The 22,661-nt window shown below is 70.1% G+C and carries 19 protein-coding genes; 6 read left to right on the forward strand and 13 right to left on the reverse strand.

The window, feature by feature from the left end; translation table 11 throughout:
* Positions 1-112: 112 nt before the first annotated feature.
* From SSMG_RS44320 to SSMG_RS16085, 3 genes are all read right to left on the reverse strand, one after another.
* Positions 113-247 (reverse strand): class III lanthipeptide, encoded by a 135-nt coding sequence (locus SSMG_RS44320; RefSeq protein WP_086024888.1) that lies wholly within the window; start codon positions 245-247, stop codon positions 113-115.
* A gap of 32 nt (positions 248-279) precedes the next feature.
* Positions 280-2,814 carry a class III lanthionine synthetase LanKC gene (gene lanKC, locus SSMG_RS16080; RefSeq protein WP_037717304.1) on the reverse strand — a complete coding sequence of 845 codons (2,535 nt, stop codon included), beginning with the start codon at positions 2,812-2,814 and terminating at the stop codon, positions 280-282.
* Between the two features lie 425 nt (positions 2,815-3,239).
* Positions 3,240-4,133 (reverse strand): LysR family transcriptional regulator, encoded by an 894-nt coding sequence (locus tag SSMG_RS16085; protein WP_037713837.1) that lies wholly within the window; start codon positions 4,131-4,133, stop codon positions 3,240-3,242.
* Positions 4,134-4,215: 82 nt separating this feature from the next.
* On the opposite strand from SSMG_RS16085, the gene SSMG_RS16090 reads away from it, so the two are divergent.
* Entirely contained in the window at positions 4,216-5,112 is an 897-nt protein-coding gene (locus SSMG_RS16090) for a DMT family transporter (protein WP_037713839.1), read from the forward strand.
* Here SSMG_RS16090 and SSMG_RS16095 read toward each other — a convergent pair.
* The 9 genes from SSMG_RS16095 to SSMG_RS16135 form a co-directional block, all read right to left on the reverse strand.
* Positions 5,109-5,891: a class I SAM-dependent methyltransferase gene (locus SSMG_RS16095; protein ID WP_009077522.1), complete on the reverse strand. Its 783-nt coding sequence runs from the start codon at positions 5,889-5,891 to the stop codon at positions 5,109-5,111. The two genes, SSMG_RS16090 and SSMG_RS16095, sit on opposite strands and share 4 nt — an antisense overlap.
* A 52-nt stretch (positions 5,892-5,943) precedes the next feature.
* Positions 5,944-6,777, reverse strand: coding sequence for an endo alpha-1,4 polygalactosaminidase (locus SSMG_RS16100; protein ID WP_009077524.1), 834 nt, complete (start codon positions 6,775-6,777; stop codon positions 5,944-5,946).
* A gap of 177 nt (positions 6,778-6,954) precedes the next feature.
* Positions 6,955-8,259, reverse strand: a complete 1,305-nt coding sequence (locus SSMG_RS16105) for an alpha-glucosidase/alpha-galactosidase (protein WP_009077527.1) — start codon at positions 8,257-8,259, stop codon at positions 6,955-6,957.
* Positions 8,256-9,194 (reverse strand): carbohydrate kinase family protein, encoded by a 939-nt coding sequence (locus SSMG_RS16110; protein ID WP_037713841.1) that lies wholly within the window; start codon positions 9,192-9,194, stop codon positions 8,256-8,258. The genes SSMG_RS16105 and SSMG_RS16110 overlap by 4 nt, the downstream gene beginning before the upstream one ends.
* Positions 9,195-9,217: 23 nt before the next feature.
* The gene (locus SSMG_RS16115) at positions 9,218-10,105 is read right to left on the reverse strand and encodes a carbohydrate ABC transporter permease (protein WP_009077531.1); all 888 of its coding nucleotides are present in this window, start codon (positions 10,103-10,105) and stop codon (positions 9,218-9,220) included.
* Positions 10,102-11,016, reverse strand: coding sequence for a carbohydrate ABC transporter permease (locus tag SSMG_RS16120; RefSeq protein WP_009077532.1), 915 nt, complete (start codon positions 11,014-11,016; stop codon positions 10,102-10,104). The genes SSMG_RS16115 and SSMG_RS16120 overlap by 4 nt, the downstream gene beginning before the upstream one ends.
* A 10-nt stretch (positions 11,017-11,026) precedes the next feature.
* A complete protein-coding gene (locus SSMG_RS16125) occupies positions 11,027-12,304 on the reverse strand; it encodes an ABC transporter substrate-binding protein (protein ID WP_009077534.1) in 1,278 nt (425 codons plus the stop codon).
* 51 nt (positions 12,305-12,355) lie between these two features.
* Positions 12,356-13,537 carry a Gfo/Idh/MocA family protein gene (locus SSMG_RS16130; RefSeq protein ID WP_009077535.1) on the reverse strand — a complete coding sequence of 394 codons (1,182 nt, stop codon included), beginning with the start codon at positions 13,535-13,537 and terminating at the stop codon, positions 12,356-12,358.
* Between the two features lie 79 nt (positions 13,538-13,616).
* The gene (locus tag SSMG_RS16135; protein WP_009077536.1) at positions 13,617-14,405 is read right to left on the reverse strand and encodes a DeoR/GlpR family DNA-binding transcription regulator; all 789 of its coding nucleotides are present in this window, start codon (positions 14,403-14,405) and stop codon (positions 13,617-13,619) included.
* Positions 14,406-14,637: 232 nt separating this feature from the next.
* On the opposite strand from SSMG_RS16135, the gene SSMG_RS16140 reads away from it, so the two are divergent.
* The 5 genes from SSMG_RS16140 (at position 14,638) to SSMG_RS16160 (ending at position 21,076) form a co-directional block, all read left to right on the forward strand.
* Positions 14,638-15,465, forward strand: coding sequence for an SIS domain-containing protein (locus SSMG_RS16140; protein WP_234392874.1), 828 nt, complete (start codon positions 14,638-14,640; stop codon positions 15,463-15,465).
* Complete coding sequence (locus SSMG_RS16145; protein WP_009077538.1) at positions 15,465-16,352, forward strand: 1-phosphofructokinase family hexose kinase; 888 nt, start codon at positions 15,465-15,467, stop codon at positions 16,350-16,352. The genes SSMG_RS16140 and SSMG_RS16145 overlap by 1 nt, the downstream gene beginning before the upstream one ends.
* Positions 16,349-17,185, forward strand: a complete 837-nt coding sequence (locus SSMG_RS16150) for a class II fructose-bisphosphate aldolase (protein ID WP_009077539.1) — start codon at positions 16,349-16,351, stop codon at positions 17,183-17,185. Before SSMG_RS16145 ends, SSMG_RS16150 begins: the two co-directional genes overlap by 4 nt.
* A 307-nt stretch (positions 17,186-17,492) precedes the next feature.
* Positions 17,493-20,117, forward strand: a complete 2,625-nt coding sequence (locus SSMG_RS16155) for an HAD family hydrolase (RefSeq protein WP_009077540.1) — start codon at positions 17,493-17,495, stop codon at positions 20,115-20,117.
* On the forward strand, positions 20,117-21,076 hold the full coding sequence (locus SSMG_RS16160) for a class I SAM-dependent methyltransferase (RefSeq protein WP_037713844.1): 960 nt from the start codon (positions 20,117-20,119) through the stop codon (positions 21,074-21,076). The genes SSMG_RS16155 and SSMG_RS16160 overlap by 1 nt, the downstream gene beginning before the upstream one ends.
* Positions 21,077-21,125: 49 nt before the next feature.
* Here the strand turns inward: SSMG_RS16160 and SSMG_RS16165 are convergent, their stop codons facing one another.
* Complete coding sequence (locus tag SSMG_RS16165) at positions 21,126-22,577, reverse strand: hypothetical protein (RefSeq protein ID WP_009077542.1); 1,452 nt, start codon at positions 22,575-22,577, stop codon at positions 21,126-21,128.
* Positions 22,578-22,661: the final 84 nt, after the last annotated feature.

Here is a 22,661-nt window from a genome sequence, read left to right on the forward strand (position 1 = left end):
GTGGCCGGCGATACTCGGCCCGCCCGCCGAGACCGCAGCAGGGCGTCAGTGCAGAATGAACGGGGCGGGAACGGCGCACTTGTCCTGCGCCGTTCCCGCCCTGCCCGCGCGGTCAGTAGCAGAGAAGCAGGCTGAGCGTGCTTTCGCCGCACCATGCGCTGTAGTGGCTGCAGCCGTGGTGGTCCAGTCCCTGGCCTTCGAGGGCTTCCGGGGCCTCCAACGCCTGCAGCTCCAGGACGTGTTCCATGGGTGTTCCCTTCTCTCGGGGTCCGCCGGCGCTCATCGGCCGGAGGTGTGCGGGGACGGTGCGGCGCCCAGGAAGGGCAGCAGTTCCGCGCCGTCCAGTAGTGCGGCGAGCGTGCGGAGGACTCCCGCGCTGCCGGTGCTGACGTCGGTCGACAGGCGAAGCAGCTGGTTGCCCGGGAAGGCCAGCCCGCCGCGGTACGGGACGCCGTGCCAGGACAGCCGGGCCAGGTGCAGGTCGATGGCTTCGCGATCCGGTTCCTCGGCGAAGGACAGCGCGGCGGCGAGCCCGCACCGGCCGTACAGCAAGCCCGGGTGGATCACGAATTCCCCGCGGCACGCCGCGCGCAGTCCGGGCAGGCTGCGGGCCGCCGCGGAGTCCGGGAGGTGCCGGGCGATCTGTTCGGCGACCAGCAGGATTCCGGCGCTGCCGACCGCGGCGTACGGCAGCATGCGGAGGGTTCCGTCGCGGACCTGGAGCGATCCGTCGGACGCGGGGGCGCATTCCTCCAGGTCGCGGTCCAGCACCCGGTCGGCCAGGGTCAGCCAGGACGGTTCTCCGGTGTGCTCGTACAGCCGCAGGAACAGCAGCGCCGGTCCGGACCAGCCGCTGAGCAGTCCGGCCCGGGCGAAGCGGCCGGGCGGGTCGGCGGTTTCGAAGGCGGTCGCCAGCCGTACCGCGACGTCCAGCGCTTGGCGGCCGAATTCGTTGTCGCCGCGGGTCGTCGCGAAGTGCAGGCGGGTCAGGCCGATTCCGGCGAGTCCGCTTTCCAGGCCGTGGTCGGTGGTCTGGTCGGCCAGCGACTGCGCCGCGGCGAGCAGTTCGTCGGCTTCCTCGGCGTAACCGAATTCCTCCAGCACGTACGCGATGCCGTAGCTGCCGTCGAAGAAGCCGGGCCGTGCGGGCGGTTGCCGGCGCACCGCGGCGAGCAGCCACTGTTCGTATTCCGGATAACGGCCGGCTCCGGCGACGTGCAGCGAGTGCAGCACGCCCGCGGCTCCGACGCCGAACCCCGCGCCGCCGGAGCGGAATTGTTCGATGTCGCCGGGGAACAGCCGGTCCGCGCGGTCCGGGGTGGCACTCGCGAGGATGGCCTCCGCGATCTGCTTGCGGACCAGCGGCCAGTCCGGATGCGACTCGTCGAGCGCAGTGTGCGCTATGGGCGGGCTGGTGCGCGGGGCGAGCACGGAGACCACGCGATCGGCGTACCCGTCCGGCAGGTCGAACCGCTGCTCGGCGAAGTCCGCGATCCCGCGCAGCTTGCCCGGCGCGAGTTCCAGCAGCAGCACCAGCGGAAGGAAAACCCACAGCCGCAGCGCGGCCAGTGCGTGCTCGTCGATCTCGAACCCGTGCCGGTCGGCGGGCGCGCGGAAGCCGGGGGCGCCCAGCCCCGGACGGTCGCCCGAATCGGCGTCGACCGCCAGCTCGAAGTCGATCAGCGACACCTGGTCGTTCTCGTCCACCAGGATGTTCTTCCCGTGCAGGTCGCCGAACACGATCCCGTGCCGGTGGATGTCCGCGACGATCCGTTCGACCCGCGCCAGCACGGCCAGCGCGCGGTCGCGGTAGGCCGTGAGATCGCCTTCGCCCCGGGCGCCGCTGGTGAGCGGGTAGTGCCGGGCGAGCCAGCTGCTCAGCGAGATGCCGGGCAGATGCTCCATCGCCAGGTAGTGGTGCTCCCATACGGTGAACTGTTCGTACACCCGGGGGATCCCCGGAACGTCCGCCAGCCGTTCGAGCACCTCGCGCTCGTGGTTCAGCCGGGCGACCGCGTCGGCTCCGTCCCGGTCCAGCCCGGCGTGCGGGCGTGCCTCCTTCAGCACGACGGTCTTCTGGTCGACCCCTCGTTCGGCCAGATAAACGCCGCCGCCGTTGGAAAAGTGCAGGGAACCGGTCACCCGGTACGGGAATCGCGCGCCGTTCTTGCGCGCGGCCAGGCTGTCGGCCAAACAGGCCGGAATCGGCACCCAGTCGGGCACGGAAAAGGACGGTTCGCGCCGGTCGGGCACGAGGGTGCCGTCCGGACGGCGGATTGCCAGCACCCGGGTCCCGGCGTGTTCGGTCCACTGTTCGGCGAATCCGCCATATCGGACGTAAAGCGGGCCTTCGCGGTAGCGGAGATCGCTCAGAATATACGCGCCGTGCTCGCCTTCCAGCTCGGAAGAAAGGTCGCGCAGTATCCGGGAGAGCCGCTCGTCGGACTCCGGGTAAATCGTGATCAGCTTGCCGCTTCCCTCGCGCGGCGCGTATTTCGAATTGCGGCTCACCAGGATCGTGCGCGAGCGCAGGTGCTTGTACGCCACCCGATGCTCCACGCAGTACCGGTGCACGCGGGCCAGAACGTCCTCGGCGTTGTCCAGACCGGCGGAGACATGGATTTTCCAGCCCTGGGCGGGAAGTTTCCGGCCCGCCGGACGCAGCGAACGCCAGATCCCGCGGGTCTCGACCGTCCATTCGGGTCCCGGCTGGGGCAAGCCCGCGGCCAGGTCGCCGGCCGCGCCCGGGGTTTCCCGCGGTTCGTCGAAGAACAGCGGATCGGCGAAGCAAAAAGCCTCGTACCGGACGTCCATGAAAACGAACCCTTCCCTTTCCCTGGGGAAAAACCGGGCGACTTCGATGTCGGACGGTGACACCATTCCCGCACGGCGGGGGTGCCCCGGCCAATCCGCCAACCCGGGGGTTCGGCTCTCCTCGGGAGGGTGACAGCGGCGGGTGCGGGCCGGGAAAACGGGGACTGCGCGTGAGTCATCCCTACCCGATCGGGGTGTAACGAAGAGGGTTATCCGGCAGCCGCCCTGGTCGGCGCGGAAAGAGCGGTACAAATTGGCACCGGGCCATCAACCCGTTCCGGTGACACGGCTTCCGCCGGTCGTCCGGCGGGAACCCGGTACGGACTGGTCCGTTCGGGGTGGCGGCCGCGCATTCGCGGCGCGAATGTGGTGCATTCGTTACCGGAGCGGGCCTTGTTTCCTCGCCGGGAATGGGCGTGCCGACGTCAGCCGACGCGGGTTTTCCCCGTGCACACCAGGTTTTCCAGCAGTTCCACCGCACGCCGGGCGGCCGGGTGCTCCGCGATCGGCTTCTTCACCGCGAGACTGAGGTGCCGGACCGGCGCGGGCGAGGTCAGCGCGACGGTCGTGAGGCCGTCCGGGAGTTCGCCGATGCCCAGCTCCGGCACGACCGTCAGCCCGATTCCCGTTGCCACGAAAGACATCGCGGTCCGGTAGTCGTGCGTTTCGACCACGAAGCTCGGCGAGAACCCGGCCTGCGTGCAGGCGTTGAGGAGGACCTGCCGGCACGGGCCTTCGCGCAGGTCGTTGTCCACCCAATGCCGTTCGGCGAGCGCGGCCAGCGGCACCTCCGGCAGCCCGGCGAGCGGGTCGTCGAGGCGGACGACCGCCAGGTACGGGTCCTCGGCCAGCCGGTGCACGACGACCGACCCGGGGTGCTCGGCCCCGGTTTCCTCCACGAAGATGTCGATGTCCGGGTCGCCCGGCGTGAACTCGGTCAGCATCAGGTCCAGCCGCAGGCCGGGGAACTCGGCGCGCAGCGCGGCGACGGTCGGAGCCAGCCACGTCGAACCGGCCGAGCCGAAGTAGCCGATCGAGAGCCGGCCGACGCGTCCGGCGCGCAGTTCGGCGACGACCTGCTCGACCCGGCTGAAGGACTCGAACAGCGCCTCGGCCTCGGCGGCGAGCGTCCGTCCGGCCTCGGTGGGCTCGATGCCGCGGCCGGACCGTTCGAACAGCTGCAGCCCGGTCTCCCGTTGCAGCGTGGTGATTTGCTGGCTCACCGCGGACGGTGTGTAGCCGAGCGCGGCGGCGCTCGCGCGGATCGACCCGGAGGCGACGACTGCGCGCAGCACGCGGAGCCGGGGAATGTCCAGCATGCCGCGAATGTACAGCAGCTCTTAACGGAGGTACAGAACTCATCGCTTGTGCTGTACAGCCGCGCGAGGCGACGATGGCCAGGTGACCGATCTCGTGGAAACCGTTCAACCCGCCGGCAAGACCGACTTCGGCAAGATCGCGGCCGCCGCGGGGCTGGCAGTCGTGCTGTGGGCGTCGTCGTTCGTCGCCATCCGCAGCGTTGGGCACGCGCTGTCCCCGGCACCGCTGGCGCTGCTGCGGCTCGCCGTCGCGGCCGTGACGCTCACCGTGTTCGCCGTCGTCAAGGGCGCCGTCCGAGTGCGGCTGTCGCGGAAGGCGTTTCTGCTGGTCGCGGCATACGCCGTACTGTGGCTGGCCGCGTACACCGTCGTCCTCAACGCGGGGGAGCGGCACGTCGACGCCGGGACCGCGGCGTTGCTGGTGAACCTCGCGCCGCTGATGGTCGCCGTCGCGGCCGGGAAGTTCCTCGGCGAAGGCTTCTCGCGCTCGCTCGTCATCGGCTCGCTCGTTGCGCTGGCCGGGGCCGCGCTGATCGCGACCGGGGCCACCGGAAGCAACGACTGGGCGGGCGTCCTGCTGTGCTTGCTCGCCGCCGTGCTCTACGCGGCCGGAGTCATGGTCCAGAAGATCACGTTGCGGCACGTCGACGGGCTGACCGCGATCTGGCTCGGCTGCGTCGTCGGCACCGTGGCTCTGCTGCCGTGGACGCCGCAACTGATCGGCGAACTGCAGGGGGCCCCGACAGGCGCGGTGCTCGGCAGCGTCTACTTGGGAGTGTTCCCCACCGCCGTCGGCTTCACCGCGTGGGCGTACGCGCTGCGCCGCACGGACGCGGGTCGGCTCACGATGGTGACTTACGCCGTGCCTGCGGTGGCCGTGCTGCTGTCCTGGCTGCTGCTGTCGGAAACCCCGACCGCGTACGGCCTCGTCGGCGGTGTGCTCTGCCTCGCCGGGGTGGCGATCTCGCGCCGTCGTTAACGGCGTCCCCACGCCGACACGAGGGGATAGGACGAGACGGCGAACCGCGGATCGGCGAGCACCCGGCGGAACTGCTCGAGTTCCTCCGGCGGCACGCCGTCCGCGGCCAGCTGGTCGGCCAGCTCCACCGAATTCGCGGCCAGCAACCGGATTTCCGGCCCGCCGCCCGGCCACCTCGTCGTGGTCCGCGCGCTGCCGACGTCGCGCAATCCGGCCCCGGCGAGCACCTCGGGCAGCCGCCCGGCCCATGCCGCGTCGCTGCCCGCTCGTTCGAGCAGGTCCAGGATTCGGCCTTGCACGGAACCGAAAACCGCCGCACTCGCCTCGTCGGGCGCGGCGAGCACGGTTTGCCCGCGCGGTTCGATTTCTTCGAGGACCAGCCAACCGCCCGGCGCGAGCGCTTCGGCGAGTTTCGCCGCCAGGTCGTCCCGTTCCGGGAAGTGGATCAGCACCAGGCGGGCGTGGATCAGGTCGAATTTCCGGTCCGGGAGCGGTTCCGTGCGGACGTCGTGCCGCACCGCCGAAACGGGCGCGGGCAGGTCGGCGAGCAGCCGCAGGTCGAGGTCCGTGGCCAGCACGTGGCCTGCCGGACTGACCTGCTGAGCCAGCCAGCGGGCGATCGATCCGCCGCCGGCGCCGATCTCCCAGCAGGACCATCCCGCGCCGACGCCGAGATCGCTCAGGTGCTGGACGGTCGTCGCGTCGTAGCTGGCTTCCAGCGCGGCCATCCGGTCGCTCGCCGGGGCGCTTGCGTTGTCGAACGGGTACTCGTCGGCCATTCCGCCACCCTGCCAGCATCCGCGCGGCGACGCTGGCAGGACGGCGGAAGCCTCAGCAGGTTTCGCGGACGTAGGCGGGATCGCCCTTCGGCTTCACGTCCCGGTCGCGCTGGACGATGCTGAGAGTGCTGCCCCACTTGGCACACGCGTTGCGCAAACCGTCGCCGGTGTATTCGATGACGATCACGTGGTTGCCGAAATACTTCGTGTACTCCGCGCAGTTGTCCTGCTCGCCGCATTCCTCGGCGACGGCGAAGTCAAGCCCGTTGTCCGCGCGCGACGACGACAGTTCCGAGGTGTTCTTCTGGCCGATCGCGAGGCCTTTCCCGTGCGCGCGCGAGGAAAGCAGCTTCGCGAGGTCCTGGGCGTTCCGGGCGCTGAGCAGGCCATGGGACCGGGTGAAGCTGTCGTAGTTGTCCGGCTCGACGGCTTGATAACCCTTGCCCGCGCAGTCGTCGATCCACCCGCCGACCTTGGCCGCGACCCGGTTCCGCTTGTCCTCGGTGCGCAGGTCGAGCAGCGCCTCGTTCCAATCGGGATCCTTCACGACGTCGCCGTTGCCGTCGCGCAGGACCAGGTCGCCCCATTCGCCTTCGGCGCCGGGCTGGGCCTGGAAAGCGTTGACGTAGCAGATGTTGTACACCCCGGCGGCGGCCGGGACGCTGTGGTCGCGGCTGACCACCTGCACGTCGGCCGTCGGCTGGTAAGGACCGCCGATCTGGTAGTCGAACCCGGCGTGCGGGGCAGGCAGGGCGACCTGGCTCTGCGGCGCGGGCAGCGGCGCGCTTTCCGCCGTGCCCGCGGCTCCGAACGTGCAAGCCGAGCTGCCGATCAGCAGGGCGGCCGCCGCGGTTCCGCGAGAAATCCGACCAGGGAGCGAAGGCATCTGGTGACTCCAGCGATGGTGAGTACGGCCCCGCCTCGGAAGTGCCGAAGACATCCTGGCGACTGGGTCCGGGCTCGCGGGCGAAACCGCATTACCGGCTGGGCGTACTTCTGGCACCTGCCCGTCCGGCAGGCACCGGAAGTTTAGCGGATCACCGCGCCGCGCCGTCAAGACTCGTTAGCGGCCCAGCGTTTTCCGCAATCCGGGCTGGAGCGCGTCGCCGTGCGCGAGCACCATTTCGTCGCATAGTTCCCAGATGCGTTCGACCGGCAGCGCGGCCGCCGTCGCGGGATCGGTCATCGCGGCGTGCCGGATGTGCCGGGGATCGTCCTCGATCGCCGCGCGCACCACCAGTTCGGTGGTGCTCAGGTAGGTGCGGTTGAGCGCGGCCAGCTGCGGCGGAAGCGCGTCGACGCGCGTCGGCCGGATGCCGGTGGCGTCGGCGAGGCACGGCACTTCGACCGCGCCGGTCGCGGGCAGATTCGGGATCAGCCCGCGGTTGAGCACGTTGCCGTAAACGGTCCGCGGCGTGCCGGTGACGACACTGTGGACGATCTGCGGCGCGTATTCGTTGGTGCCCTCGACGGGGAGCGGTTCGTCGCGTTCGACGGCCTGGCGGGTACGTTCGTATTCGGCCTCGTTCTCCGCCACGACGTCCAGGTACGCGCCGATCGGCAGCCGCAGCCGTTCGATTTCGCCGGCGTGGCCGAGATACCAGGGCACGTATTCGGAGGAATGCTCGCTCGTTTCGGTGGGGTAGTAGCCGAGCCGCCGGAACATGTCGAACCGCACGCGCCGCCGCAGCTGCGGGTCCTCGGCGAGTTCGGCGAGCCGCGGGTACAGATCGGCGCCCTGGTGCTCCAGACGCAGGACCCAGGCCTGGTGGTTGACGCCCGCGGCGTGGTAGGTGACCTCCGACAGCGGCACCTCCAGCAGTTTGGCCAGGTCGTGCACCGTCCAGTACACCGAATGGCACAGGCCGACCACCCGGTCCGGGCCGAGCGTTTCGGAGAGGTACTGCACGTTCATCGCCATCGGGTTGGTGTAGTTCAGCAGCCACGCCTGTGGGCACACCTGCGCGATGTCCTCGCCGAGCGCGCGCAGGAACGGGAAAGTACGCAGGGCGCGGAAAATCCCGCCGACGCCGAGCGTGTCGCCGATGGTCTGCTTCACGCCGAAGCGCGCGGGAATGTCGAAGTCGACGCGGGTGGCCTCGCCCATTCCGATTTGGACCATGTTGACGACGAAGTCCGCGTCCGCGAGGGCTTCGCGACGGTCGAGGTGCGCGGTGAGGACCGGCTTGGCGCCGCGGGATTCGGCGATGCGACCGGCCGCCGCGTGCGCGGTGCGCAGGCGTTCCGGGTCGATGTCGTGCAGCGCGACGTGCACCTCGGCCAGTTCAGGGTAGGCGAAGAGATCCGCGAGCAGGCCCTGGGTGAACACGACGCTGCCGGCGCCGACGAAGGTGATCTTGGTGGTCATGCGTTTTCCGTTTCAGTGAGGTTGAGCTCGTTCCAAGTGGGTTGGCCGTCGATCCCGCCGCGCGCGAGAGTCGAACGGCCGCCGCCCTCGATCCCGGCCCGCAGCGCGTCGCGAAGCGGCAGGCCGCGCAGTGTCGCGGCGAGAAACGCGGCGTTGAAGCTGTCCCCGGCGCCGACGGTGTCGAGCGGGGTGATCGGGGACGCGGGAACCGTGATGGTTTCGCCGCGGTGGTGCGCGAGAGCGCCGTCGGCCCCGTTCTTGACCACGACAGTCGGACCCGGTGCGGCGAGATGCGCGGCGGCGTCGAGGAGGCTGGATTTCCCGGACAACTCAACGGCTTCGGCGGCGTTGGGCAGCAGGAAGTCGGTCTCCTGAAGTACCAGCTGGATGCCGCTGGGATCCCACTGTCGCGCCGGGTCGTCGTTGGTGTCCAGCGACGTGGTCGCGCCGTGCGCCCGCGCGGTGCGGAACAGTTCGGGCAGCCCGGCGGCCAGCTTGGGCATCAGGAAGTACGACGAGGCGTGCACGTGCCGGGCGCTCGCGAGCAGCTCGGCGGGGACGTCCGCCGCCGACACCGCGTCCAGCACTCCGGAACTGGTGACGATGGCCCGGCTGCCGTCGCGGGTCAGGATCGCGGTGAGCGGGGTCGGCAGCGTGGGATCGACGGTGAGCGCCCGGGTGTCGACGCCGCGGTCGTCGAGGAGGTCGCGGACGAAGCGACCGGCGGCGTCGTCGCCGACCCGCCCGGCGAACGCGACGTCCAGCCCCAGCCGGGCGGCCCCGGCGGCGGTGATCGCGGCGGACCCGCCGAGGGTGAGCGAACCGTGGCCGACGAGGTGCTCCCGTTGCCGGAAGTCGAGGTCCCCGGTCAGCGGCCCGAGGACGACGTCGGGGTTGACGTCGCCGAGCACGAGCAGGTCGAAGCGGTGCGGCATGCGTGATTCCTCTTGATGACCGGTCAGCCCTTGAGGCCGCTGGAGGTGATGGACTGGATGAACGTCTTCTGCGCGCCCAGGAACGCCAGCAGCACCGGCGCCACGGTGATGACGTTCCCGGCCATCACCGCCGCCCAGTTCGTGTGGTGCTGTCCCTGGAAGGTGGTCAGGCCGAGCTGCAGGGTGTACTGGGTGTCGTGGTTGATCGCGATCAACGGCCAGGTCAGGTCGTTCCACGTGCTGAGGAAGGTCAGCACGGCGACGGTGCTCAGCGCGGGCCGCGACAGCGGGAGCACGATCCGGAGCAGCACCCGCAGCCGCGAGCAGCCGTCGATCCAGGCCGCCTCCTCCAGTTCTCGCGGCAGCGAAAGGAAGAACTGCCGCAACAGGAAGACCGCGAACGGCGTGACCAGCGACGGGACGATCAGCGCGCCGAGCGAGTCGATCAGGCCGAGCTTCTTCATCACCAGGAACGTCGGGATCATGGTGAGCTGGAACGGCACCGCCATGGTCGCCATCATCAGCCCGAGCATCACCTTCGAACCGCGGAACCGCATGCGCGCGAACGCGTAGCCGCCGAGCGAGCCGAACACGAGGTTGGCCGCCACGGTCACGACCGACACGATCAGCGAGTTCGAGAACCAGCGCAGGAACAGCGTGTTCTCCAGCACGTACCGGTAGCCGGAGAAGTCGATCCCGGACGGCCACAGCGACGGCGGGAACCGGTTGATCTCCGCGTTGCTCATCACCGAGCTGAGCAGCAGCCACACCAGCGGAGCGGCGAACACCAGCGCCAGCGGGGCCAGCAGCAGATGCCACGGGCTGAACGGGAGCCGCCAGCGCCGGGGCCGACGGAGCACGTCGGGCAGCTGAGCCGCGGAAACCGGCGCGACGTGCGTGCGCGTGGTCATCGGACCTCCTTGGTACGGCGCAGCAGCCGGACGCCCAGCCCGAGCGCCAGCAGCACGACCGCGAGCACGTAGGCCGCGGCGGCGCCGTATCCGGCGGTGAAGTTCTGGAAGGCCTGCTGCCAGATGAAGTAGACGATCACCGTGGTCGAGCCGAGCGGCCCGCCCTTCGTGGTGACGTACGTCAGGTCGAAGACCTGCAGCGATTGGATCAGCTGCCACAGGGTCAGGAAGGTGGTCACCGGCAGCACCGCGGGCAGGGTCACGTGCCGGAGGATGCGGAACGGGCCGGCGCCGTCCAGCCGCGCGGCTTCGATCAGCGACGGCGGCACGTCCTGCAGCGCGGCCAGGAAGACGACCATGCAGAACCCGGTGCCGCTCCACAGCGTGATGGCGACCAGGACCAGCAGCGCCTGCGACGGATCGGTCAGAAACCCTTGCGGGCTCAGGCCGATCCGGTGCAGCAGCGAGTTGGCGACGCCGAATTCCGGGTCGAGGATGAACGAGAACAGCACGCCCTGCGCGGTCGCCGACAGCACGAACGGAACGAACATCAACGTCCGGTACGCGCCGATGAAGCGCACCCGCCGGTTCAGCGCGAGCGCCAGCGCGAGGCCGAGGACGATGCTCAGCGGAACGTATAACGCCGTGTACAGCAGCGTGTTGCCGACCGCTTGGCCGAAGTGCGGGTCCTGCGCGAGCGCCGCGTAGTTGTCGACGCCGACGAACCGGGACGGGGTGACGAGGTCGTCGGCCTGGAACGACAGGATCAGCGACCACACGACGGGCACCAGACCGAGGCCGATGATGACGACGACCGAGGGGCTCAGGTAGGCCCAGGCGGCGGCGGTTTCGCGGCGGCGCCGGGTCTTGGCGGCCGGAGCGACGGTGATCGGGCCGGGATGTACGGACATGGGCGGGGTCCTAACGGGGGATGATGAGGGCGGCGTTGGCCGCGGAAGCGCAGTCGCGCATGGCATCGGCGGGGGTCGCGCGCCCGAGCAGCACGGAGACGATGGCCGCGGCGACTGCCTGCGAAACCTGCGGATAGGCCGGGTGGTTCGCGCGGACGTGCGAGTTCTCGAGCGACTTGACGAAGACCGAAAGCCCGGCGGTGTCCTGGGTTTTCTGCTGCCACTCCGGAAGCCGCTGCGATTCGGCGCTCAGCGGGAGGCTGCCCGCGCCGACGTCCCAGACGACGTCCTGGGCCGGCGCGGTGAGCCACCGCAGGAAGGTTTTGGCCGCGGCGAGGCGCCGGTCGCCGTTGTCGAAGACCGTCCAGGTGTCCGGGCCGGAGATCGTGATCGGCTTTCCGGTGAACGTCGGCAGCGGGACGATGTGGTAGTCGAGTCCCGCGTCGGCGATGTCGGGCAGCTGCCACGGACCGGTCGGCACCATCGCGATCCGGCCCGAGGCGAAGGCCTGGTACATCTGCTCGGAGCCGGGTTTCGGGTCGATGTAGACACTGCGGTCGGCGGCCAGTTTCCGGATCACCTCGAGCGCACGCACGCCGCTGTCGGCGAAGCCGATGCTGCGGCCGTCCTGGCCGACGATGGCGCCGCCGAGGTCCCAGATCATCGGCCAGATCCGCCAGACCGTGTCCTCGTCGCCCGCGCCGGGCCAGGCCGTGCCGAACTGGCCTTGGTTCCGGTCGGTCAGTTTCCTAGCGGTGTCCACGAAATCCTGCCAGCGCCAGGATTCGTCCGGCAGCGGAACGCCGTGCTGCTGGAACAGTTTCCTGTTGCAGGCGACGGCGAGCGAGTCGAGCATCGCGGGCACCGCGCGGACCCGCTCGTTGACGGTGACGGCTTCGAGCGCGGGTTTCCAGAACTGGCCGTGCACGACGTCGCCCATGTCGGCCACGCGCGGGCTGCGGGCGATGCTGGCGAGGTCGGAGCCGAAGATGTACGCGATGTCCGGGTAGGAGCCGGACGCGAGCGCCGCGGTCACCTTCTGCAGCATGGCGTCGGCGAGCACGCCGCCGCCGAGGTCGATCCGTATGTCGGGGTGCTCGCGCTGGAACGCGGCGACCAGTTGCTTGAGGACTTTGAGGCCGGTGTCGCTCTGGCCGTGCCACATTTCGACGGTGACCGGCCCGGACGTTGCGGCGGGGGCCTCGGCACACGCCGCGGCTGCGGGCACCAGGGCCAGCGCAGCCGTGCCGCGGAGAAATCCGCGCCGGGTCAGAGTGCGCACGCGCATGGGTTTCGCGTTCCTTCCCTTTGCGCTAGCGGGGACAGTGGGAGAGGGAAGTCATCTGCGGTTTCCTTCCGGCGGGGAGAAATGGGCGGCTACCGTTTCGGGCAGGGGAGGGATGTCGACCGGCACGGAGCCGGAACGAAGGGATTGCGTGGCGAGCGCGCCCGCCGCCACGGCTTCGCGGGCGGCGATCGGCGACAGCTCCGGCGGATCGCCGTGCACCACGTAACGCAGGAATTCAGTCATGGTCAGGAGATCGGCGTCGGCGTGGCCGGATTCGACGCCGTCGATCGGGTATTCGCGGTCGCCGTCTCGGGCCCAATTGCGGCGGCGGTTCCACACTTTCACCACGCCGCCGCCGGTGTCGCCGAAGTTCTCCGCGCGGCCTTCGGTGCCGAGCACGGTGTAGTTGCGCCAGTAGTCGGGCGTGAAATGGCACTGTTCGTAGCTGGCCAGGACGCCGTTGTCGAGTCGCATGTGGACCATCGACAGATCCTCGACGTCGACGACCGGGTTGAGGCCGGTTTGCGCGGCCGGAGGCCAGTTGTCGAAGGAAAACCAGTCGTCGGCGAGACGGTCGCCTTGGCCGCTTCGGTCGGTGATCTTGCCGTAGACGGCCAGGTCGCCCATCGCGGTGACGCGCCGGGTGAAACCGCCGGCGAGGTAGTGGATGACGTCGAGGTCGTGGCTGGCTTTCTGCAGCAGCAAGGAATTCACGCGGCTGCGGTCGGCGTGCCAGTCCTTGAAGTAGTAGTCGCCGCCGTTGCCGACGAAATGGCGGCACCACACGGCTTTCACTTCGCCGATCTCGCCGCGCGTCACGACGTCGCGGAGCGTGCGGACGACCGCGGCGTGCCGGAAGTTGTGTCCGATGTAGAGCTTGCTGCCGGTTTCCTGGGCGGCGGCGAGTACGGCGTCCGCGTCCGGAAGCGTGGTGGCGAGCGGCTTTTCGAGATACACCGCTACGTCGGCCCGGAGCAGGTCGACTGCGATCTCCGCGTGCGTCCAGTCCGGGGACGTCACGATCGCGGCGTCGACCCGGTTCGCGAGCTGGTGATGCTCGGACCCGATCTCGACGTCGCCGAACATTTCGCGTGCTCGCGCCCGGCCGTGTTCGTCGGGGTCCGAAGCGGCCACGATCTCCGCCGCGACCCCGGATTCCGCCACGTGCCGGGCGATCTCGGCTCGCAGGCCGACGCCGACCACGCCGACCCGCAGCACCCGGGGGTTCACCACGTCGCCACCTCACCTCTGCGTGATATTGATCTGCATGATGGCAAATCAATCATAAATGCGCAATGGGTGGCGGGGCCGCTCACGCGGCGACGACCAGCTCCACGGAGGCCGCGGCGAGGTCGGCGGCGAACGAGGCGGGCACCTCGGCGTCGGTGACCAGGACGTCGATCGCGTCGAGCCGGCAGATGCGGGCGAACGTGGCCTTGGTCAGCTTCGTCGCGTCGGCCACCACGATCACGCGCCGCGCGACCTGGCTGAAGTGCCTGCTGACCTCGGCTTCCCCCTCGTGCAGGGTGGTCGCGCCGTATTGCGCGCTCAGTCCGTCGACGCCGAGGATGACCGTGTCCAGCGCGAACGCCGAGAGCGCTTCCGAGACGAGCGAGCCGACCAGTTCGTAGGACTGCCGCCGCGCGACGCCGCCGGTCACGACGATTTTGACCTGCGCGCGCACGGACAGCTCGTAGGCGATGTTGAGCGCGTTGGTCACGACGGTCAGCCCGGTTTCGCCGTCGCTGCGGACGAACCGCTCGCTCTTGCCCAGCGCGCGGGCGACCTCGGTGGTCGTGGTCCCGCCGTTGAGGCCGACCGTTTCGCCTGGTCGCACGAGGTCCGCGGCGCGCGCGGCGATCGCGGTCTTGGCCTCGGCCTGCCGGGCGATCTTGTACTGCAGCGGCAGCTCGTAGCCGGTGCCCAGCGCGGCGGCCCCGCCGTGCGTGCGGGTGATCAGCCGCTGGTCGGCGAGGATCGAGAGGTCCCGCCGCGCGGTCGCGGGGGAGATGCCGAGCGCGTCGCCGATCTCCGCGATCGTGACGTTGCCCCGTTCGCTCACCAATTCGAGCAGGGCGTTCAGGCGTTGCTGGGGCGTCATGCCGGGTCTCTCGTTCCTGGTCGGGGCCGGGTCGCTGCTCATCCTAGAGGGCGGGCGGACTCGACTGGATGATCGAATCTGCGCTATAACGCATAGACCAATCAAAAATACTCAAGTAGGGTGCCGGATGCGATCACGTCCCCGCCCTGGATCGAAAGGCCTCCATCCCGTGTCCTCCCTTCCGGATGCTTCCGGCTCCTTCGCGGCCGCCGAACTGGCTTCCCAGCCCGAAATGTGGCGCGCGGCGGCCGCGCTGGCCCCGTCCGCCGCGTTGCCCCAGCCGGGCGAACGAGTGGCCGTCGTCGGCTGCGGCACCAGCTGGTTCATCGCGATGAGCTACGCCGTCGCCCGCGAACAACGCGGTCTCGGGGTCACCGACGCCTTCGCCGGCTCCGAATACCCGGCTTCGCGCGAATACGACCGCGTCGTGGCGATTTCCCGCTCCGGCACCACGACCGAGATCGTCGATCTGCTCGCCGCGATGCCCGCGCAGCGCACTGTGCTGATCACCGCGGTCGGCGACAGCCCCGCTGCCGAACAGGCGGACGAGGTCGTCGAACTTTCCTTCGCCGACGAGCAATCCGTCGTGCAGACCCGCTTCGCCACCAGCACGCTCGCCCTGCTGCGCGCCGGTCTGGGCGACGACATCGGCCAACTCGCCGCGGCCGGTGCGGAAGCGCTGGCCGAACCGATCGACGACCTGCTCGACGCGGAACAGGTCACCTTCATCGGCCGCGGCCCCGCTGTCGGCCTGGCCTTCGAAGCCGCGCTGAAAACCCGTGAGGCGGCACAGTTCTGGGCCGAGTCCTATCCCGCGATGGACTACCGGCACGGCCCGATCGCGATCGCGCAGCCCGGCCGTCTCGTGTGGTCGCTGGGCCCGGCCCCCGCCGGGCTCGCGGACGACGTCGCCCGCACCGGCGCGCGTTTCGTGCACCACGACCTGGACCCGCTCGCCGCGCTCGTGGTGGCGCAGCGCTTCGCCGTCGCGCTGGCCGCCCGGCGCGGTCTGGACCCGGACCGCCCGCGCTCGCTGACGCGCTCGGTGATCCTCGTCTGATGATCGTCACCCTGACGCCGAACCCGGCCGTCGACGTCACCTACCGGATCGGCGCCCACGCGCTGGGGGACACGAACCGGGTGCGGGAGGTCCAGCGGCGGCCGGGCGGCAAGGGCGTGAACGTCGCCCGGGTGCTCGCCGCCGTGGACGTCCCGGTCCGGGCGCTGCTCCCGCTGGGCGGGGAGGCGGGCCGGTGGCTCGGGGCCGCGCTGGACGTTCCCTTCGCGGCCGTCCCGATTTCCGGCGAGAACCGGACCACCGTGACGGTGACCGGGGACGGCCATCCGACTGTCTACACCGAACCCGGCCCGGAAGTGTCCGAAGCGGAATGGCGGGCCCTCGGCGCCCGCCTGGCCGAATGCCTTTCCGGAGCTGATTTGGCGGTGGTTTCCGGTTCCCTGCCGCGCGGCGCTTCGCCGGACCTGGTCGCCGAATGGGTCCGCATCGCCCGGGAGGCGGGGGTGCGGACGTTGGTCGACGCTTCCGGCCCGTCGCTGCTGACCGCCGCCCGAGCCGGTGCGCTGGTGAAACCGAACCAGGCAGAACTGCTCGCGGCAACCTCCGCCCCTGACGAAGCCGCTGGTGCCGCTGCGCTTCTCCGGCTGGGCGCGCCGTTGGTCGTCGTCTCGCGCGGGGCTGCCGGGATCGCCGCCTACACCTCCGCTGGCGTGTTCAGCGTCCCCGCCATCCCTGGCGTGCACGGCAACCCAACCGGTGCCGGGGATGCCGCAACCGCCGGGCTGGCCCTGGCTTTAGCTGCCGGTCGCCCGTTGATCGAAGCCCTGCGCACGGCCGCCGCCCTGGGTGCCGCGGCTGTGCTGCGTCCGGTCGCCGGAGAAGTCGACCTCCCCGCCTACCACCGATTCCTGAACGGAGCCCCCGCATGATCACCCGCCCCGACCTGCCCCGGCTGCTGACCGCCGCCCGCGAGCGCGGCGCCGCCGTCGGCGCGTTCAACGTGATCATGCTTGAGCACGCCGAGGCCATCACCGAAGGCGCGGAACAAGCCGGGTTGCCGGTTGTGCTGCAGATCAGCGAGAACTGCGTCCGCTACCACGGCGGACTGGCCCCGATCACCGTGGCGTCATTGGAAATCGCCCGCCGCGCTTCCGTGGACGTGCTGGTGCACCTGGACCACATCGAAGACCCGGAGCTGATCCGGGAAGGAATCGCACTGGGCGTGGACAGCGTGATGTACGACGGATCGCGCCGGCCGTACGCGGAAAACCTCCGCACGACCCGCGAAATCGCCGACCTCTGCCACGACGCCGGGGTGGCGGTGGAAGCGGAACTGGGCGAGGTCGGCGGCAAGGACGGCGTGCACGCGCCCGGCGCCCGCACCGACCCGAGCGAAGCGGCGGAGTTCGTGGCCGCGACCGGAGTGGACGCGCTGGCGGTGGCCGTGGGCACGTCGCACGCGATGGTGGAACGGACCGCCCAGGTGGACCGCGCGCTGGTAGCCCGATTGCGAGACGCGGTACCGGTCCCGCTGGTATTGCACGGCTCGTCCGGCCTGTCCGACGAGGAACTGCGCGGGGCCGTGGTATCCGGGATGACGAAGGTTAATATCTCAACGCATCTCAACGGACTGTTCACGCGTTCGGTCCGGCAGTTTCTGGAGGAACAGCCGGACGCGGTGGATCCGCGGAAATACGTGCGGCTGGGGCGAACGGCGGTGGCGGCGGAGACCGCGAGGCTTCTCCGTCTGCTCGCCGGTTGATTCGCCCTGCGGCACCCCGCAGTGTGTGTTTGAGCGTGAGGAATTCAACGTGAGAAATTCACGGACGCCGGAGAACGGGGATCCACAAGCTACTCCGTGGTAGTTTTCGTTTGGCGCAGCGCGTTTACGCCGTTTTGCCTAACGGGATCTGCTGAACGGACGGCAGTCGGAGGCGGTGGCTCGCTCTCGCGGCCGAGTAAGCCCGCCCGCTGGTCACGGCGAGGTAACTAATCCGTCCGGGTGAATCGGCCGAAAGGGACTGGGATATCTTTCTTCGCAGATCGCCAGCAGTGCAGAGGGGGGAACCATGCTCGACCCTAACCAGACCGCGCACCGAAGACTCCGGCAGGTCGCCCAGGTCCTCGCCGACGGTTCTTGTTCCGTTGTTTCGTTCGACGTTTTCGACACCATTCTCTGGCGGCGCACTCCGCGCCCCGCCGACCTCTTCGGCATCCTGGGCTCGCGGCTCCGCCGCGGCGGACAGTGCGAAGACTGGATTTCCGACGCCGCCTTCCGGCGAATGCGGATCGTCGCGGAGCGGAACGCCCGGCGCGACGCACCCGGCAGCGAGGTGTCGCTGTTCGACATCTGGCGCGCGATGCCGCTCCAGCACTTCCGGGGCGCTTCGCTGAAGGAACTGGTCCAGGCCGAGGTCGACGCCGAGCGGGAGTTCACGGTCGTCGACCTCGACGTCGCGGCCGCCATCGAAGCGGCGCGGGAGAACGACGTCCCGGTCGTCCTCGTTTCCGACACGTACTTCACCGAGGACCAGCTGGCGCACCTGCTCGACCGCCCGGGCCTCGAAGCGCTGAAAGGCGCGCGGGTCTTCCGGTCGCACCAGCACGGCAAGGACAAAGCTTCCGGTCTGTGGGAGATCGTCCTGGCCGAACTCGGCGTCAGCCCGGAGCAGGTGGTGCACGTCGGGGACAACGAGGTCGCCGACTGCGAGGTCCCGGAGAAGCTCGGCATCCGCACCGTGCACTACCAGCGGATCGACGACGCCTACGCGCGGATCCTCGAGCGGGAGCAGGAGCCGGAGGACCCCTTCGGCGCGTACGCCCCGCATTTCGACGCGGACCGCGGCGACTTCGGCATCACGAGCCTGCGGGCGAAGACGCTGCAGAGCTTCTCGCCGGAGGGCACCGGCGCGGTGAAGACCGCCTGGCGTTACGGAGCGGCGATCGTCGGACCGGTCCTGACCGGCTTCGCCGAATGGGTCGCGTTCAAGGCGCACCAGGCGGGCACGCCGGTCGTGTGGTGCCCGATGCGCGAAGGCGAACTGCTGTCCGAGCTGGTCAACAACGCGGCGCGGGCGCGGGGATGGGACGTGACCGCGAAGCCGATCTGGCTGTCGCGCCAGGTCACCTCGATCGCCGCGCTGGAGAGCGCGGACCGGGACGAGATCGTCAAGTTCGTGCGGAAACGCCACGAGCTGACCGTCCGGCAGCTGCTGGCGATGCTGCACCTGCGGGTCGGGGAGGTGCCGCACCTGGCCGAGGACCTCGACACGGTGCTGGACAACGACGAGATCGCGCAGCGGCTGGGCGTCGCGCTCACCGAGATGCCGCACCTGGTCAACCGGCTCGCGGTGACCGCGACGGCGGCGCGCGAACGACTGGTCCGGTCGCTGCGCGACGCGGGTGCGCTGGACCGGCCGGACCTGACGCTGGTCGACCTCGGCTGGGGCGGCACGATCCAGCTGCAGCTCGCCCGGGTGCTGCGGCTCGCCGGGATCGGCATCGAACCGGCCGGCCTCTACCTCGCCACCGACGACCGGTCCGTCCAGGTCCTGCTCGCCGGGCTGCGCGCCGAGGGCTATCTCGGCCAGTCCGGGCATCCGGCGGACGCGGTCGGCGCGGTGGTCCGCAGCCCGGAGGTCCTGGAGCAGTCGGTCAACGCGCTGTGCGGTTCGCTCGTCGACTTCGCCGAGGACGGCTCGCCGGTGCTGGGCGTCGCCGCGGGCCGGGATTCGCAGAATCTGGAGCGCACCGCGGTGCAGGACGGGATCCGCGCGTTCCAGCAGCAGTGGAACCGTTACGTCGCACTGGACGACACGGCGTGGCCCACCCTGGTGGACACGGCGAAGGAGCGGCTGGCCAACATCCTCACCTCCTCGCTGAAGCTGCCCACCGCCGAGGAAGCATCGGTGTTCGGCAACTGGGAGCACGAGGACAACTTCGGCTCGGCGGTCGTCACCCGCGTGCTGCCGGACGATCTCGTGCCGGCGATCCCGTACCTTTCGCCGAGCGACCTCGACGACCTGCAGATGCGGGATTCGTTCTGGCCCGCGCTGCTCGCGGCGGCCGACCCGCACCTTGGCGCCGCCGCGCGCGCGATCCACAATGGACTGGTCGACCCGGCGATGTTCGAGCCCGCCGGGGAATCGTCGGCGACCACGCTGCGCTACCGGACCGGCGACGGGGAATGGCACGACGGGACCAGCCGTCGCGTGCGGATCAACCACAACGGGCTTTCGTTCGCCCGGATGGACGTCCACGACGCGGACCTCGAGCTGATCTCGCTGGCGATCCCGGGCCGGCCGGCGCTCGTCCGGGTGGACTGGATCGAGGTCCGGGCCATCGCGGGCGGACGGCCGCAGACCTTGCGCTGGAACAGCACGGACGATTTCGCCCGGCTGCACTACGAGGACTGCGCGTGGCTGGGCGCGAACATGGTCGAGTTCCATTCGCCGCTCGCCGCGATCTGGCTTCCGCTCGCGGAGAAGGCCGGGGGGAGTGTCAGCTCCCTTCAGGTCACGGTCGCGTTCGCGATGCTGCCGCGGTCCCGGTCGGGGCTCGGCTACCGCATGCCGCCCGCCGACCGGACCGCGCGGATTTCCGCGAAGGTGCGGGACGAGTTCCGCGAACGCGGCGTCATCGGGGTGACCGCGGGGGCCGCTCGGATCGCCGCGCGGCGGCTGAGGGGGCATTGATGGAAGGTCCGTCGTCGCTGGCCCGGCGTGCCGGGACGCGAGACGATCCGTACGCCCAGATGCGGGAGGCGCGCAAGCAGCCGTTGCTCCTGCATTCGATGGCGGTGTTCCGGGAGATCTTCGAGGTCGTGTTCGCGCACCGCGAGATCCGCTCGGTCGTCGAGGTCGGCGTCGAATCGGGGCAGGTCAGCGGGATGTACGTCGAGCTGGGAGCGAAGGCGGTCTACTGCGTCGATCCCGGCGCGACCGCGCAACTCCGCGCGACGCTGGCCGAGAACCCGGCTCTGCACCTGGTGACGACGCCCTCTCCGGAGGTGCTGCCGGAACTGCCGGTCGCCGATCTCTACGTGCTCGACGGCGACCACAACTACGCGGTCGTGGAACGCGAGCTGAGCTGGATTTTCGACAACGCCCCGGACGCCGTCGTCGTCATGCACGACCTGCTGTGGCCGTGCGCGCGGCGGGATTTGTACTACGAGCCCTCGCCGCTCGCGCCGGAGGACAAGCACGCGACGAGCGCGGACGGCCCGACCGCGTGGCACGACGAACTGACGCCTGCCGGATTCGTCGGAGCGGGAGCATTCACGGTCGCGCAGCACGCCGGCGGCGAGCGCAACGGCGTGGCCACCGCGGTCGAAGACGTCCTTGCCCGGCCGGGGAACGAGCAGTGGCGGTTCGGTCTGGTGCCTGCCGTCTTCGGGATGGGCGTGCTGTACCGCGCGGCCGATCAGGGGCTCGAGGACGCGTTGCGCCCCTACACGGAGTCGGATCTGCTCGCCACGATGGAGAACAACCGCGTCGCGCTTTACACCCGCGTATTGCAAATGCAGTACGAGGCCGCGGCGCAGGCCGGACACGCTGATCAATTGGCCGAGACGGTTTCCGCGCAGCGTCGCGAAATCGACCGATTGAACGCGGAGCTGCATCGGGCCTGGGAAGCGCTGCGCATTCACAGATAACTGTCAGCCCGGTGGCCCGCACCTGATCGACCAGGTGCGGGCCACCGCGCTATTTCCGGAGCGCGGAGCAGGGAAGAACAACTCCGAACAGGAGCGGCTCGCCGGGCGGCGGTTCGGGCGCCACGACGATCGTGACGTCGTCCGGCCCCGGGACGATCGGCGCGGAGGTCTTCCCGTTCCTCTCGGCGACGAGCGGCGCCGGTTGCGGGGCACGCTCGCCGAGCGGCTTTTCGCAGGTGGCTTCGGCGGTCCGCAGGCTGGCACTCCAGGACGGCCCGAACGAGCGGACGGTGGGCAGGGTCCAGTCGCTGAGCAGCTGGATGCCGAGGAACGCGGCGGTGACGATCCCGATCAGCGCGGACGGTCCCACGCCGGGAGCGTTCCGCGCCGGGCCGGAGCGGGCTGCCGCCCGGTCGAGCAGGACGATGACCGCGGTCCACGCCAGAAGCAGCGGGACGATCGTGTACCGGGAATCGCCCAGCCCGAACGATTCCCGGGGGAGGACGCCGCCGGTGCCGCGCATCCCGACCGAGACGACCAGGTAGGCGACGGACGCGAGGAGGGACGCGACGGCGATGATCCGCGTCTGCCGGTCGGCGACGCGCAGGAGAACCGCCAGGCCGGCGAGCACGAGGACGCAGGCGGCCACGACGATCGGCATGCCCAGCGGCACGTACACGGACGTGAGTTCGCGGTCGCCGATCAGTGCGCTCAGGACGACGCGGAGTCCGTAGATTTTCGGGAGGTCCCAGATGTTCGTGGGGCTCGCGCGGAACGGCACTGACTGCGTGAAATGCACCCAGGCCTGCACAGCCAGCGCCGCGCACATCGCGGCCGGGGCGATCAAGGCGAGGCGTCGGCGCGACGTCCGAAGGATGCCGACGATCGCGATCGGCAGGACCAACGCGGTCAGCGGATCCGAAAGCGCGGCCAGGACGACCACCGCCGCGGCGCCGAGCTGTCCCCGGAGGGATTTCGCCGGGACCAGCAGCACCCAGAACGCGGCATACGCGAGGTGCCAGTGCAGGTCGCAGATCGCGCCGTTCACTTCGAACCCGGCCTGCGGCAGCAGCGGAACCAGCGCGGTCAGCAGGGCGCGCGCCCACAAAGTCTGGACCACCTTGCCGCTGAGGAACCAAACCAGCAGCGAGATCAGCGCCACGACGAACGCCGCGGTCGCCGCGAGCCAGACCGCGAACCACGCGACGGGGAGGTGCCGGACCGGCTGGGCGAGCAGCCGCGCGACGACCTGGAGATACCCGGCGTGCTGCGCGAAGATGTTGTCCCAGAACGAATGCCGCAGCGCCTGGTTGACGAAAACGCTCGCGTCTTCGGCCCACGGGACGTCCGGCGCGCGATGCCCCGGGCCGCGGATCAGCTGGAGCCAGGTCGCGGCCAGCAGCCAGGCGGCGCACAGAACCGCGGTGCGCCAAGGCCTGCGGCCGGCGGGCGGGGAGCCAACGTTGTCAACGGGTCCGGCAACGTCCGGCTGGACGATCACGATCGAGCTTCTCCTCGGGAATCTGTGCCGCGAAATAGACTGAATGCAGTAATCGAGCGCTGATCGTCAGCCGAGCAGTATTCG

The organism is Streptomyces sp. AA4 (genome assembly GCF_000158875.1).
Lineage (GTDB): Bacteria > Actinomycetota > Actinomycetes > Mycobacteriales > Pseudonocardiaceae > Amycolatopsis.